This is a genomic window from Williamsia sp., assembly GCF_016462415.1.
Classification (GTDB): Bacteria; Actinomycetota; Actinomycetes; order Mycobacteriales; family Mycobacteriaceae; genus Williamsia_A.
In genome coordinates this window covers 36,141-50,628 of the sequence record NZ_JAEMTF010000011.1, presented here as the reverse complement: position 1 = coordinate 50,628, position 14,488 = coordinate 36,141, and the positions used below count along the sequence as shown (strand labels likewise).

General features: G+C 68.6%; 12 protein-coding genes. 7 read left to right on the top strand and 5 right to left on the bottom strand.

Annotation, left to right across the window (positions count from 1 at the left end; all coding sequences use genetic code 11):
* Positions 1-36: 36 nt before the first annotated feature.
* Positions 37-225 (bottom strand): hypothetical protein, encoded by a 189-nt coding sequence (locus JHC79_RS04810; RefSeq protein WP_296388933.1) that lies wholly within the window; start codon positions 223-225, stop codon positions 37-39.
* Here JHC79_RS04810 and JHC79_RS04805 point away from each other — a divergent pair.
* The 4 genes from JHC79_RS04805 to JHC79_RS04790 all read left to right on the top strand — a co-directional run bounded on the left by JHC79_RS04805 (position 137) and on the right by JHC79_RS04790 (position 5,628).
* A complete protein-coding gene (locus JHC79_RS04805; RefSeq protein WP_296388875.1) occupies positions 137-1,114 on the top strand; it encodes an alpha/beta hydrolase family protein in 978 nt (325 codons plus the stop codon). The two genes, JHC79_RS04810 and JHC79_RS04805, sit on opposite strands and share 89 nt — an antisense overlap.
* 244 nt (positions 1,115-1,358) lie before the next feature.
* Positions 1,359-2,873 carry a condensation domain-containing protein gene (locus JHC79_RS04800; RefSeq protein WP_296388873.1) on the top strand — a complete coding sequence of 505 codons (1,515 nt, stop codon included), beginning with the start codon at positions 1,359-1,361 and terminating at the stop codon, positions 2,871-2,873.
* Positions 2,870-4,285, top strand: coding sequence for an acyltransferase (locus tag JHC79_RS04795; protein ID WP_296388871.1), 1,416 nt, complete (start codon positions 2,870-2,872; stop codon positions 4,283-4,285). The genes JHC79_RS04800 and JHC79_RS04795 overlap by 4 nt, the downstream gene beginning before the upstream one ends.
* Positions 4,282-5,628: a condensation domain-containing protein gene (locus tag JHC79_RS04790; protein WP_296388870.1), complete on the top strand. Its 1,347-nt coding sequence runs from the start codon at positions 4,282-4,284 to the stop codon at positions 5,626-5,628. The genes JHC79_RS04795 and JHC79_RS04790 overlap by 4 nt, the downstream gene beginning before the upstream one ends.
* Positions 5,629-5,657: 29 nt before the next feature.
* Here the strand turns inward: JHC79_RS04790 and JHC79_RS04785 are convergent, their stop codons facing one another.
* Entirely contained in the window at positions 5,658-7,016 is a 1,359-nt protein-coding gene (locus tag JHC79_RS04785) for a hypothetical protein (protein WP_296388867.1), read from the bottom strand.
* Positions 7,017-7,059: 43 nt separating this feature from the next.
* The gene (locus JHC79_RS04780; RefSeq protein WP_296388866.1) at positions 7,060-8,361 is read right to left on the bottom strand and encodes a hypothetical protein; all 1,302 of its coding nucleotides are present in this window, start codon (positions 8,359-8,361) and stop codon (positions 7,060-7,062) included.
* 63 nt (positions 8,362-8,424) lie between these two features.
* On the opposite strand from JHC79_RS04780, the gene JHC79_RS04775 reads away from it, so the two are divergent.
* A complete protein-coding gene (locus JHC79_RS04775; RefSeq protein WP_296388864.1) occupies positions 8,425-9,693 on the top strand; it encodes a glycosyltransferase in 1,269 nt (422 codons plus the stop codon).
* Between the two features lie 127 nt (positions 9,694-9,820).
* Positions 9,821-10,705 carry a glycosyltransferase family 2 protein gene (locus tag JHC79_RS04770; protein ID WP_296388863.1) on the top strand — a complete coding sequence of 295 codons (885 nt, stop codon included), beginning with the start codon at positions 9,821-9,823 and terminating at the stop codon, positions 10,703-10,705.
* Positions 10,706-10,719: 14 nt separating this feature from the next.
* Here the strand turns inward: JHC79_RS04770 and JHC79_RS04765 are convergent, their stop codons facing one another.
* Positions 10,720-11,535: an ABC transporter permease gene (locus JHC79_RS04765; protein WP_296388862.1), complete on the bottom strand. Its 816-nt coding sequence runs from the start codon at positions 11,533-11,535 to the stop codon at positions 10,720-10,722.
* Complete coding sequence (locus JHC79_RS04760) at positions 11,532-12,488, bottom strand: ATP-binding cassette domain-containing protein (protein WP_296388861.1); 957 nt, start codon at positions 12,486-12,488, stop codon at positions 11,532-11,534. Before JHC79_RS04760 ends, JHC79_RS04765 begins: the two co-directional genes overlap by 4 nt.
* Before the next feature lie 551 nt (positions 12,489-13,039).
* On the opposite strand from JHC79_RS04760, the gene JHC79_RS04755 reads away from it, so the two are divergent.
* Complete coding sequence (locus JHC79_RS04755) at positions 13,040-14,488, top strand: condensation domain-containing protein (protein WP_296388860.1); 1,449 nt, start codon at positions 13,040-13,042, stop codon at positions 14,486-14,488.

Sequence of the window (14,488 nt, the reverse complement as noted above, 5' to 3'; positions counted from 1 at the left end):
GATCGTGCGTTCGCATCGTTTATGAAAGACTGTGCCTCAACTCACGTAAGGACAATTGATGCACTCAGAAATCAGCCGCGTAACGAGGACATCTCCGATGATGCGCCCCACTCGGCCGTTGCGTTCACGGAGATCTGTGACATTTCTCATCGCGGCGCTGACTTCATTGTGTATCGCCACATCCTTGTCGGCAACCGCGGCGGCCGCGCCATCGGTCTCCTCCATCGAACGCGTCGTGTCCGAGGGCCCGACCCAGTTCGGCGTGTACGTGTACTCGGCGTCGATGGCGAAGACGATCAAGGTGCAGGTTCTCGTCCCGCGCACGCAGTCGGGACCGCGGCCGGTGCTGACGATGCTGAGCGGGCTCGGCGAGGAGGACCCCACCAACAGCATGTGGCTGCGCAAGTCCGACGCGGCGACGTTCTTCCGCGACAAGAACGTCACGGTGGCCCTCCCGCTGGCGGGCAACGGCAGCTTCTACACCGACTGGCAGCGGGACGATCCGAAGCTCGGACGCTACCGCTGGGAGACCTTCCTGACCCGCGAGCTGCCACCGCTGCTCGACAAGCAGTTCTCGGGTAACGGGATTCACGGTGTCGCCGGCCTCTCGATGGGTGCGGGTTCCGCTCTCACCCTGGCCGCCCGCAAGCCCGGGTTCTTCCAGGCGGTCGGCTCCTACAGCGGGTGCTATTCGACCGCCGACATCGTCTCGCAGGGCATCCCGCGCGCCATCGTCGCCGCATTCGGCGGCGACGCGACCAACATGTGGGGCGCACCGAACAACCCGGCCTGGGCCGCCCACGACGTGCTCCTGCACGCCGACGGACTCCGCGGCTCCGCGGTCTACGTGTCGGTCGGCAGTGGCCTGCCCGGCCCCTACGACGCACCCAACTACCCCGGCAACACCAACCCCGCCGACCGGTTGATCGTGGGCGGCGCCATCGAGGCGGGTGCGAACTTCTGCACCCACAGACTCGCCGACACGCTCGCCGCCAAGCGGATTCCGGCGACCTTCGACTTCGAGGCGCGGGGATCACATTCGTGGCCCTACTGGAACGATCAATTGCATCGCAGCTGGCCGACGCTTTCGCGCGGTTTGGGCGTAACCGGATAACAATAAACAAAGATCTGTTGACGGATACGTAATAGTTGACAACATTCGGCGCCGAACGGTCACAGGCACTTGCGCACTGAGACTTTCACAGGCTAAATACTCACTCGACACGAAAAAATCAGCGGCGATCGCATTAGTGTCTGGTGTGGAGTGGAGCCCTTCGACAGGGCTACGGAGCGGGGGCTCTGGGGGACCGTCAATGCGCCAGGTCACATATGTGCCAGGACAGTAAGGAGATCTCCTCATGGAGTACACCGAGCTCGCCGACTATCCGCTTCCGGCCGGAACGGTCACCGAGTGGACACCGACCGCCGATGACCACGATTGGGCCGACGACGAACGACGCCTGTCCTACGTCCACCTCGAGCACGCTCGTCGCGCCCACGCGGTCGGCGACGAGTGGTACAGCCAGTGGATCGGCACCGCGTTCACGATCGATCACCCGCTCTGCGCCGATGCCATGGCGGCGACCCTGCAGCGGTGGTTCGCCAGGCACGAGGCCTTCCGCTCGACGGTGACCCGTCACCCCGATGTGGCCGCCGATCACGTCGAGGACGAGTTCGGACGCCGCATCATCGCGGCCGACAAGGTGAGCATCGCGATCGCGCGGGACGAGGAGCCCTCGACCAGCAGCGCGGTCTACGAACGCATCAATGAGCTGTTCAACACCCGTATCAGTCCGTTGGCGTGGCCACACTGCCTGGTCACGACGGTCGAGCCCGAAGACACCCCGGGGTCGTTCCTGCTGGTCTTCGGCGCCGATCACACCGTGATGGACGCCTACACGCAGGTGTTCGCGATCAAGGAGCTCACGCGGCTCTACGAGTCGGCCCTGCTGGGACACGACGACTCCCTCGCCACCTTCGGCAGCTACCTCGACTTCAGCCACGCCGAGCGAGCCCACGGCGCCCGTCTGGCCGCCGACACCGTCGAGGTGACCCGGTGGGCCAACTTCCTGCAGGCACACTCCGATGCCACTGCGGTGACCCAGCCGGACCCGATGCCCGCGTTCCCGCGCGCGCTGCCCGCGTCGGAATCCCAGGTCGGTCCGCTCTCGCGCGTCGAGACCACCCACTCCCGCTTCCAGGGCAGCCTGTCGACCTGGCTGCTCGACGCCGAGCAGACCGAACGGTTCCACCGTGCCTCGAAGGCGGCGGGCGCGAACATGGCCGCGGGGATCTACACCGCCCTCTCGATCACCACGCACCGACTCTCGGGTACCGGGGACCTGCGTTTCATCAGCCCCGTCCACACCCGCACCGAGCTGCAGTGGGGCGAGGCCGCCGGATGGTTCGTCGGGCTGATCCCCGTGCATCTGCGGCCGGGCGGCGCACGCACCTTCTCCGAGGCCATCGGGCCGGTCGCCGAGTGCGCACGCGAGTACAAGGATCTGGGCACCGTCCCGTTCCACCCGATCGCCGACCTGATCGGGCACCGCACCCCGCCGCAGTTCGTCGTCTCCTACATCGACCTCCGCGGCGCCGAGGGCGCCGATCAGTGGGACACCCACGACGCCCGCGTGCTGCGCAGCGCGTCCGCGTCGTCGGACGAGGTCTACTTCTGGATCAACCGGATCCCGACCGGGACCAACCTCTCGGCCCGTTTCCCGAGCCACCACCCCGGCGCCGACGACGTGCACCGGTTCCTGCGCACCTTCAACGATGTGCTCCTCGAGATCGTCGAAGCCGGCGACACCGCGTTCGACGTCGAGACCGCGATGTCCGCCCCTGGAGCGCAACCGGGCGGCCGCACGTCGTGATCGCGGGCACGCTGCGGGAGTGGTATCCCGCGGCAGGAGAACTCGTCGAATGGCGACTCCGGGACGGTTCCGCCGTCACCGAGGGTGCTCCTGTGCATCCGGTGGGTCCGTCCTTTCTCCAGCGTGACCACCTCGTCGCGGCAACGGCCAAGCGCGCCACCGGTGCGCCGCATCGAGCCGTGGTGATGATGGCCACCGACATCGACGAGCCGTTGGACCGCGAGGCGATGCGGGTGGCGATCACCGATTTCGTCCGCGCCCATGACGAGGTCCGCAGCTTCTTCGAGGTGTCGTCCGACGCCATCGTGCGACGGGTTGCCGCCCCCGACGGAATCGAGTTCGACACCGTTGCCACGGGCCCGTCCGGCGACCACGCCACACTGATCGACCGCCTGCACACCCGCATCGATTCCGAGGCGGTCCACGACCGGCTGCCCGGGGTCGCCTTCGGTGCGATCGACGCGGGCGAGTCGTTCGGCTTCTACGTCGTGTCCGATCACTCGCACACCGACGGGACCGCTTCCATCGGGGCTCTCGGCGAGCTCTTCGCGCGGTATCGGGCCCACCGATCCGGCACCGCGGCAGACGTTCTCGCCGCCGGCAGTCACCTCGACTACATCGCCGACGAATACCGCAGGGCTGCTCTGGTCTCGCCCGACGACCCGCGCGTGGAGACGTGGCGATCGATTCTCGCCGATCACGGTCGGACCGTTCCACGTTCCAAACTCGACCTGGGGCTAACAGGACCGGACACCCTAGACGCGATCGCGATCGACCGCCCTCTCGCCTCCGCCGAGGCGACCGCCGCGTGCGAGCGACGTGCGCGGGCACTCGGAGGCTCGTTGCTCGGCGCGCTCTTCGCCGCTCTGGCCAGGGCGGAGTACGAGATCACCGGTGACCCCGCCTACTTCACCTCGACGGTCCTCTCGACCCGCGATCCGGAACTGCCCGGGACGCAGGGATGGCTGTGCACCTTCGCGCCGGTGGCCTTCCGGGCCGATGCCGGCGACGACTTCGACGACCTCGTGCTGATCGCGTCCGACGCACTGCGCCGCACCCGTGACCTCAAAGCCGTCCCGGTGCATGCGGTTCTCGGACTGCTGGCCGCGCAGGGCGATTTCGTCCCGGACGACGGGAGCCCACAGATGGTGTCCTACCTCGACTTCCGACGACTCGCCGACGAGACCTCGCCGGAGATCGCGGGCGGTCAGGTCATCCCGGGCGTGGGTCGCACCCGCAACGCCAACCTCTGGATCAACCGCAACGACGATGGCCTCCGACTGTTGTCACACCTGCCCGACACCGTCGCCGCACGCGCCTCGGTGACCGAGCTCCACGACCGGGTCGGCGCCATTCTGGCCGAGCACGCCGCACGCGCCGACCTCGTCCCGACCTCAGGGGGTGACCGATGAGACTGACGACCTTCGCCAACCTCGACGTGCCGGGCGGCCGTCTGCACCGGTGGACGACGACCGCCGCGGGTGTCGCGGCCCCCCACACCACCGGCCCGTCGGAGAACGAGCGGTTCCACCTCGACGCCGTCGCCGACGGCGCATCGGGATGGCTGGCCGTCACGTTCGACATCGATTCGCCCACAATCGATCTCGTGGCGATGCAGCGCGCCTTCGAAGCAGTTCTCGACCACCACGAGGTGCTGCGCGCCCACTTCGTCACCGACGGCGACGGTACGGTGCGCCGGCTGCTGCACGCACCCGGCGACCTGGCGGTGTCGGTCGCGGAGACCATCTCCGACGTCGATGCCTCTACCTGCAAGGACCTCATCGGGACGACCATCGTCGACGGGTGCACCGCGCTGTCGCCGGCGTCGCACGTTCTCGCAGCGCTCGAACACGCCGACACCACGACGATCATCTGCGCGTTCGACCACTGCTACGTCGATGCGCACTCGCTCGCCGTGATCGCCGAGGACATCACCGACGCCTACCGCGGCGAGACCCTGCGACCGGCAGGCAGTTACCTCGAGCACCAGGCCGCCGAGGCGGGCGGGGAGTTGTCCGACACCGACGCCCGGATCGTCGGCTGGAACGACTTCCTGACCGCCACCGACTGGCACGTCCCGGAGTTCCCGATCGACCTCGGGGTCGCCGAGGGCGAGTTCGCCCCCGCCCGCATCCACGTCGAGACCGTCCTGTCGGCGCAGGACGCCGCGACCTTCTCGGCGTCCGCCGCCGACCGCGGGATCCGCTTCTACCCCGCGCTGCTGGCCTGCCTGGCGATGGCCACCCGCGATCTCGGCGGCCCGGAGAAGTTGCCCCTGATCCTGCCGGTCCACACCCGGCGCACCGACACCTGGTCGCGCTCGGTCGGCTGGTTCGTCGCGAATGCGCCGCTCGTCCTCGACGCCTCGAACGACCTGGTGTCATCGATGCGATCGGCCACCGACGCCCTGGCGGCAGCCCTGCCGCTCGCCGAGGTGGACCTGACCACGGTCTACGGCACATTCGGTCACCGGTTGCGCAAGACCCGACACGACGTGTTCATGGTGTCCTACCTGGACTACCGGCGATTCGACGGGCTGCCGACGATGAACGTGCACCACGTGTCGAGCGACGGCCGCGCCGACACGGTGCAGCTGTGGTTCTGGAGGGACGAGAACGGCGTGCACCTGCGCACCCGCTTCCCCGACACCGAGACCGCCTCGACGGTGGTGCACACCCTGGTCGACGACCTCATCCGGATTGCGTCAGACCAGCTGCGGCACGGTCACGCGTCGCTGCTGACCGCCCCCGTCTGAGTACCGGCCGACCGCGCCCGTAGCCGGCCTCACCAGGCCGAGTGCGACAACCCCCAGCGGTCGAGTTCGGCTCTGATGTCGCGGTGCAGGGCGTCGGGGTCACCGAAGTGGTCGGGATCGATGCCGAAGAAGGCCACACTCACCTTGTCGGCGTACTCGACCGCCCACGCGGCCAGGGCGGGGCCCTTCTCCCTGCGGACCTGCGCCGGCTGTCCCTGCATGAGGGCACGGATCACGAACGATTCCGCGGTGACGCCGCCGATCTCGAGAGCGGTCGCCGGCGCCTCCCCCAGGTTGGACACCGTCGTGTCCGGCCCGGCGAGCTTCGCCATCAGACGGCCGATGATCACAGACGGCAGCAGCCGCACGATCGGCTGCACGTTGTCGGCGACCTGCCGGTCGCCGGAGGTCGCGTAGTCGACGAAGGCCTGCTTGCTCAGGGCGCGGATCCCGCCGAGTCCCACATCCGGCCCGATGGCACCCGGGACCCGGATCCACACTCCCCCGGAGGCATTCGCACGATCGTCGTCGTCCCCCTCGCGTTTGCTCACCGCGATGCACACCCGCATGACCCCGTCGGCGGACCGGACCCCGGCCCGCTGCACGAGTCCTCCGATGACACCGGTGAACAGACTGTTCGTCGTCCCGCCGAACTCGGCGGCCCGCGCGGCCCACTCCCCGCGGTCGAGATCGTAGATCGCCAGCGTCGGTTCCGGGGCCGGGTCGTCGGCCGGAACCCGCGATGCGACCGCCGGCGGACCCTCGACCTGCTCGGGTGCCGCCGACGACGGGGCGCCCGCACCGCGACGCGCGGCGAGAGCGGCCCCCGCAAGGACACGCAGCGACCGCGCCGCAGCAGCGATCTGACCGCCGGCATCCGTCAGATCGGCACGGAGACCGGTCATCCCGGTCGCGGCCGACGCGGGCGGCAACGGATTGCGCGAGCTGTGTGCGTGGGCCGCGGCAAGCGCCCGGTAGATACCCTGACCATCCGAGGTCATGTGCGAGACCAGGAGCGAGACCGCGTACCGACCGGCCGAGGTGGGTGCGGCATCGAGCTGCCAGCCGTATCCCGACACCGGATCGAGTCGGGTTGAGCGGACACGGTCGTCGAACCAGTCCGAGGTGGACGAGTCGTCCACCGGGGCGGTCTCGAGTCGCGGCCGCGGTGCGGTGTCACACCGCACCCATCGGGCTCGCGCGAACGGCACCCGCGGGTCGGCCACCCGGCGTGCGAGGATGCCCTGTGCCAGTTGGTCGTTCAGGTCGAACAGGGCCGTCTCACCGGGGTCCTCGGGCAGGATCCAACAGTACTGGATCGGCGCGGACATCCCGAAGAGCTTCTGTGCCAACAGATATGACTCGTCGTTGCCCGTTACGCGATACACGTCGTCGACAATAGTTGCCCTGGCGTATCACCGCAGCGCCAGATCACCAGATGCGATGAACGACACCCCACGCGTCGAGCTCGGCGGCGATCCCCGCCCGCAACGCCGGGGCGTCGGGGAAGGCGGACTCGTCGAACGCGGCGACCGAGAACGTGAGCGTGTCGCCCACCTGCACCGACCACGACTGCAGACCGTCGCCGAACCGGTGGTGCTGATCGGGGTCGACCCCCTGGGCGTCGCCCCGAAACGCCACCGCCGAGGCGGTCTGACCCCCGATCGTGGCCACCTCCGGTCCGAAGACACCCAGATTGGAGGTCATCACGTCGGGCATCCCGTTGCCTGCGGTCGCCACCGTCGCCACCACCGACACCGGGAGCACGTTCATCAGGGGCCGTAGGTGCATCATCGCGGGGCGGCGTCCCGCGGCCAGCCGTTCGTAGGCGCGCTTGCACAGTCTCCGCAGCGCGGTCAGGTCTCCTCCCGCCGCGGCCTCGTCGAGCACCATCACCGAGACGCCGGCCGTGGCGTTCGCGCTGTCGTCGCCGTCGACACGCCTGCTCACCGGTATGCCGACCTTGACGGGCTCGTCCGCCGGGATGTGCCCGGCGACCCGCAGCGCACCCGCGATGACCGCGACGAACAAGATGTTCGACGTTCCGTGGTGGCGCCGGGCCGCCTGCTCCCAGGCCTTCGCCGACACCGACACGATGGCCCACCGGGTGCGGGCGAGGGGGGACCGTTCGTGCATGGGCGCTCGCACGGCGCGGGCCGGGGGCGCCGGGGTGTCGTCGCCGGTCGTCGAGGTGATGGCACCGGCGAGCGCCCTGGCGACTCCGGCACCCGCCTGCGACAGAACCGTGAGGACGTCGCCCAGGTCGGCGACGGGGGCCCGCCCCGTGGCGACCGGGATGGGGTCGCCCGGACCGTCCGATGCCACGGCCGAAGCCGCTGCGGCGACCATCCCGCGTCCGTCGGCGACCAGGTGCAGGGCGGTCAACGACACGACGAACCCGCCGTCGACGGTCGGGGCCCCGCGCAGTCGCCACGCGGAGCCTGCCACCGGATCGAGCGGCACGGTCTCGAGTTCTCCGTCCGCCCAGGCCTCGATCTCGTCGGGCGCGATCGGCCGCGTGTCGACGAGCACATCGGGCGTCTCGGGTGAGTGCGACCACCGTGGACGGGCGATCGGCACCGACGGCAGCACCACCCGGCGGTTGAGTGAACCGGCGGCGAGTTCGGCGTTCATCTGCGCCAGAGCCGCGACATCGAGCGCCTCGTCGAACGTCCACACCAGCTGCAACACCACCGACCAGTCGAAGGCACGGTTGACGAACCAGTAAGTCATGTCCTGGGATTCGAGGCGCCGCATGGTCTCGAGCATAGGGCCGGGCGCATTACGGTGTTGTCCATGGAACTGGTCCTGTCGTTCAACGGCAGCCGCGGCGACGTCCAGCCCGGTGTCGCGCTCGCGGTCGCATTGGGTGCTCGGGGTCACACCGTGCGAATGGCGGTGCCACCCAATCTGGTTGACTTCGCCCGCGCCGCCGGTCTACACGCCGTACCGTGCGGAACCGACACCAGGGCACTGTTGGGTTCCGAGCTCGTCACCCGAGACCTCAAGTCGCGCAATCCCGTCGTACGCATGCGGGCCGTGGCCGAGGTGACCCACCTCGGCAGTCGCGCGGCGCAGGCCGATCTCGCCGAGATCAGCGTCGGCGCCGACGCGATCATCGGGGGCAGCGTCGGCCAGGAACGTTCGCTCACCGTGGCCGAGGCGCTCGGTGTGCCCTACCTGCCGGTCCACTACTGCCCCATGCGGACCAACGGGGTGGCCTCACCGCTCGCACAGTGGGGTCTGCACCCGCCCCCGACGGTGTCCCGTGCATCGTGGCGACTGCTCGAGCAGATCCTGTGGCAGACCAGCCGAGCCGGGGAGAACCGTCTGCGTTCCGATCTCGATCTACCGGCCACGCGCAGGTCCACGGCGCGTCGGATCGCCGACCAGGGCGTCCCCGAGATCCAGGCCTACGACCCGGGCCTGTTCCCCGGGCTGTCCGACGAGTGGGGCGCGGGTCGCCCGCTGATTGGATTCCTCAACCTCACCGCGCCGACGCGGGCCCTGGTCGGGACGGATGCGCCGTCCACCGAACTCCTGACCTGGCTCGATGCCGGCGACCCGCCGGTCTATGTCGGGTTCGGCAGCATGACCGTCGACGATCCCGCACGGCTCGCCGACGCCATCGTGCGCGGAACGCAGGGACATCGTGTGCTCGTGGCGACCGGCTGGAGCGACTTCATGGCTGATGTCTCCGACGACCGGATCCACGTGGTCGGCGCGGTCGACCACGACGCCGTCCTGCCCCGCTGCGCGGTCACGGTCCATCACGGGGGTGCCGGGTCCACCGCGGCCGGTCTGCGCGCCGGGGTGCCCGCCGTCGTGTGCTGGCTGGGCGCCGATCAGCCCATGTGGGGACAGCGGGTGGCGCGTGCGGGTGCCGGGGTCAGCGGTCCGCTCGCCGCACTGACCGCGGCATCCTTGCGCGAGTCACTCGTCGCCGCCCTGGCACCGGCGTCGCGGGCCGCGGCAGAGTCGTTGAGCCGTCGGCTCATCGAGCCGACCCGGGCCGTCGAGGCGGCCGTGCAGATCATCGAGACCGCCCTGCCGACCGGAGGGTGATGGCCACCACGATCGCCGGTCGTCACCGGGCCACGGCGCCCGGGATCCCTTAGGGTCATGACGTGTCGTGTGCACGGCGAACCTTCTCGCCGCACGCGCACGACGCCTGAGCCGGGGGTAGGAAGACATGTCGACGACGCAACTGTCCGTGGTGATCCCCACGTATGACGAGGAAGACGTGATCGCCGATTGTCTCGATCGCCTCCTGCCCCAGCTCGATCACATCCACGAGATCGTCGTGGTGGACAACAACTCCGGTGACAAGACCGTCGACATCGTCGCCACGTACGTCGACCGGTACCCGGTGATCCGGTTGATCTCCGAGAAGCAACAGGGACTGGTGTTCGCGCGCAACGCAGGTCTCGACGCGGCGACCGGTACGGCCATCGCCCGCATCGATTCCGACACCATGGTCGGGCCGCGATGGGCCGCCGACATCGTCGAGTTCCTCGACGCCGACACCGACTGCCACTGGGCCGCTCTGTGTGGCCGCGGCGAGGCCTACGGGCTCCCCTACGGCGACGCGATGTCGCGGCTCAAGGAGCGGATCGCGTTCCTGCCCTTCGCCGCACGCAGACACGACAAGCAGGTCGAGGTGAAGCCGGTCTTCGTGTTGTACGGGTCGAACATGGTGCTCCGACGCGACACATGGTTGGCCATCCGCGACTCGGTGAGCATGCGCCGCGACATCTTCGAGGACGTCGACACGGGGTTGTGCGTCGGCGAGATCGGTGGTCGCAACGCCTTCCTGCCCCATCTCGGGGTCGGTGTGTCGCCGCGTCGGATGGAGAGCAGCGTCGGCTCGTTCGTCCGCTACATGAGCTTCCTGCCCCGAACCTTCCTGCTGCACAAACGGTATGCACTCGCGCTCGGTTCGATCACCCTCTACGTCCCGTGGGTGACGCTGATGCACTCCGCCCGGCTGATCCTCATCCGCAGCTACGACGCCGAGACGCAGACGTTCGCACCGCGTCACCTGCTGCGGCGGACCACCGACCGCATCATGCCCTGAGCGACACCGCCGCCTCAGGCGCGGCGCATGTAGACCCGAAGCGTCAACGGGGCCACCACGATCAGTACGACGGCCGCACCGAGCAACGACCACACGATCTGCATCCCGTAGCGTCCGTCGGCCATCTCCCGCACCGCGGAGACCAGGTGCGAGACCGGGTTCACCCCGGCGAACGCCTGCATCCACCCCGGCATCGTGGCCACCGGGACCAGGGCGTTGGACATGAACGTCAACGGCATCAGCACCAGCATCGACACCCCCTGCACCGTGGACGCCTTCTCCATGACCACACCCATCAGCGCGAAGATCCAGCTGAGCGCGAATGCCACCACGACGACCAGCACACACGCGAGTACGACGCCGACGACGCTGGCCGGTCGGTACCCCATGATGACGCCGACGATGACGGTGATCGTGGTGCCGACCACGTAGCGCAGGACGTCGGCGAGCAGCGAACCGGCGAGTGGCGCGATACGCGCGATGGGCAACGAGCGGAAGCGGTCGAAGACACCCTTGTTCATGTCCTCACGTAGCTGCACGCCGGTCGTGACCGAGGCCGCGAGCGCGACCTGCACGAGAACCCCCGGGATCAGGATCGGGAGATAGCCGGTGACGTCACCGGCGATCGCCCCGCCGAAGATGCTGGAGAACATCACGGTGAACACGATCGGCAGGACGATGACGTCGAACAGATGCTGCGGGTTGTGCTTGATCTTGAGCAGTCCCCGACCGGCCATCGTGGCCGACTGGGTGATGGCCTCGAGCGGGGTCACCTGACGGGCGGTGGGCGTGCGCGTGTCGATGTTCGCCACCGTCGAGATCGCGGTCATGCTGCGTCCTCCCCGACTCCGGTGATCGAGAAGAAGACATCGTCGAGACTGGGCTTGACCACGTCCACCTCGGCCAGCTCGATGCCCACCGAGCCCAGTGCGACCAGAACCCTGCCCACCACCGCCAGGTCGGACAGGGCCACGGTCACCGTGCCGTCACCGGCGGTGGTCACCGCACCGGGCCCGACGTGCCGCTCGGCGACGGAGAACGCGAGCGTGACGGCTGTCGGGTCGGTCGGCGTGAGCACCAGTGCCGAACTGCCGACCGACGACTTGAGACCGTCGGCCGTCCCCTCGGCCACCACCTTCCCGCGATCGATGACCGCGATGCGGTCGGCGAGTTGGTCGGCCTCCTCCAGGTACTGGGTGGTCAGCAGGATCGTCGACCCCTCGGCGACGAGTTGGCGCACCGTGTCCCACATCTGGGCTCGTGTCCGCGGGTCGAGCCCGGTGGTCGGTTCGTCCAGGAACAGCAGCGGTGGACGCGAGATCAGGCTGGCGGCGAGGTCCAGACGTCGTCGCATACCGCCGGAGAAGTTCTTCAACGTCTTCGAGGCGGCCTCCTGTAGGCCGAACTGTTCCAGCAGGTCGTGCGCGCGAGCACGCGAGTGACGGCGGGAGCGACCCAGCAACCGGCTGAACACCATCAGGTTCTCGGTCGCGGTGAGGTCTTCGTCGACCGAGGCGTACTGCCCGGTGACGCCGATCATCGATCGCACCTCGGTGGCCTCGGTGACCACGTCGCGACCGAAGACGCGTGCACTGCCCCCGTCGGGACGCAACAGCGTCGCGAGCATGCGCACCGTGGTGGTCTTGCCCGCCCCGTTGGGGCCGAGCACCGCGTACACAGTTCCCTGCGGCACGACGAGATCGACCCCGTCGACCGCCCGCATCGACCCGAAGGTCTTGGTCAGTGCGTGGGTCTCGATTGCCGGCTGATCGCCCGGTGTCATGTCTGTCCCCTCGATCGATTCGTCGCGACATCGTCGCGTGTCGCCGTCAGATCCTCTGTGGTGTCCGCGATCTGGGCCGAGTCTAGGGGCCGATCAGCCGAGTCGGAACGGCGTCGCGACCCGGAGTGCGTCACCCCGGGCGCACTTGTTCGGTTGTACGGCGCAATGTCACGCGGCCGTAACCTGGATGCGATCTCGACGACTCAAAGGGAGCGCGTTTTCCGATGTCGCCACACCGCAGACACAATCGGTGACAAGGCTCACCAACCGTCGAATACTGTTGTCGCTCAACACTTCGTCCGTGGACCGCGACGTCGCGGCCGTCGCGGTACGGCTCGCCGACGATGTCAGTGATGAAGAACACTCGTTACCAAGGTAAACAACATCGGCCCGGTCTGCCTACCATTTGTCTACTCCCCGAATCGGTCATCTCCGAAAGAGCGGGGCATCCGACGGGTCCGGCAACGTTGCCGGGATCGACCGCAACCACACCTCCGGCGCGCGTCGTTCGTGCCCGGGCCCACCATCGGCGCGAAATCGGAAAGGCTGAAGTGGAATTCACCGAATTGGCCGACTACCCCCTACCGGCTGGACATCTGACGGAGTGGACTCCACGACTCGTCGACGACGAGAAGACCTGGGTGCACGACACCCGGCCACTGAGCTACCTGCACGAGGACTACTGCGGCCGCGGCAGCACGTGCCACCCACCGGCGGCGTCCGAGGACGGGCACCATCAGGGGTCCTGGCTGGGCGCGGCTTTCGAGATCCCGCACCGCTACGACCCCGACGCGGTCGCCCGCACCCTCACGGCGTGGATGCGCAGGCACGAGGTCTTCCGGACCACGGTCACCGAGACAAGCGACGACGACGGTGTCCGCCTGTGCCGCCGGTCGACCTCCGACGTCGAGGTGACCGGGACGCCCATCGGCCAGATGCGCACCGGCACACGGGTGCACGAACACCTCGTCGAGCTTTTCGAAGCACTCTCCCCGCTTCGCTGGCCGCACTGCCTGGCGGTCACGATCGCGCAGCCCGACCACGACGAGGACTCCTTCGTCCTGGTCTTCGGCGCCGACCACTCGGTGATGGACGCCTACTCCATGCTGTTGGCGATCGGTGAGATCCAGCGCATCTACGAGTCCGAACTGGCCGGACGTGACCTCGAACTCCCCACGGCGGGCAGCCATCTCGATTTCAGCGTGGACGAGCGCGCGGTCGGTCAGGCCCTCGACGCCGAACACCGGGCGGTCGACGTGTGGAGTCGCTTCCTCGCGCGGGACGGCGGGCGGTTCCCCGCGTTCCCGCTGCCGGTGACGGGCCCGAGTTCATCGCACCGCCGCCACCAGAGCGGCACGTCGTCCTGGGTCCTGTCGGCCGCGCAGTCCGACGCGATCAATCGACGCGCCCGCGAGTCCGGGCACTCCATGCAGTCCGCTGTGCTCGCCGCGCTCGCCCTGACCACACGGACGGTCGCCGGCTCGGACATCACCCGATTCGCGATGCCGATGCACACCCGCAACCAGGCGCAGTACGTGTCCTCGGTGGGGTGGTTCGTCGGGATGATCCCGATCGAGATGGACCTACGCGGCGTGGAGTCGTTCGACGACTGCCTCTCGCGGGCCGGGGGCGCGGTCTCCGCGCACAAGGATCTCGCTCAGTTCCCCTACCCACGGATCGCCGAACTCATCGGCGTCGAGGAGGTGCCCCGGTTCGTCGTGTCCTACGTCGACGCGCGGTTCATCCCCGCTGCGGAGGACTGGTCCCGATGGGGTGCACGGACTCTGCGCGGTGCGGCCGAGTCCGATGACGAGGTCTACCTCTGGATCGTGCGCTCGCCCAAGGGAATCTCGGTCTCGGCGCGGTTCCCGAGCAACCCGGTCGCGACCGCAGGCGTGCACGACTACCTCAACTCGTTCACGGCGGTGATGGCACGGCTCGCCGCGGCCGGTGCCGATCAGGTCCGCCTCCGTGCCGACGACCTCATGGCTGCGAGCTGA

Excerpts from the sequence above, each read along its gene's own strand:
- JHC79_RS04810 (WP_296388933.1), bottom strand. The coding sequence starts at position 225 with ATGGAGGAGACCGATGGCGCGGCCGCCGCGGTTGCCGACAAGGATGTG.
- JHC79_RS04800 (WP_296388873.1), top strand. The coding sequence starts at position 1,359 with ATGGAGTACACCGAGCTCGCCGACTATCCGCTTCCGGCCGGAACGGTC.
- JHC79_RS04790 (WP_296388870.1), top strand. The coding sequence starts at position 4,282 with ATGAGACTGACGACCTTCGCCAACCTCGACGTGCCGGGCGGCCGTCTG.
- JHC79_RS04780 (WP_296388866.1), bottom strand. The coding sequence starts at position 8,361 with ATGACTTACTGGTTCGTCAACCGTGCCTTCGACTGGTCGGTGGTGTTG.
- JHC79_RS04775 (WP_296388864.1), top strand. The coding sequence starts at position 8,425 with ATGGAACTGGTCCTGTCGTTCAACGGCAGCCGCGGCGACGTCCAGCCC.
- JHC79_RS04770 (WP_296388863.1), top strand. The coding sequence starts at position 9,821 with ATGTCGACGACGCAACTGTCCGTGGTGATCCCCACGTATGACGAGGAA.
- JHC79_RS04765 (WP_296388862.1), bottom strand. The coding sequence starts at position 11,535 with ATGACCGCGATCTCGACGGTGGCGAACATCGACACGCGCACGCCCACC.
- JHC79_RS04760 (WP_296388861.1), bottom strand. The coding sequence starts at position 12,488 with ATGACACCGGGCGATCAGCCGGCAATCGAGACCCACGCACTGACCAAG.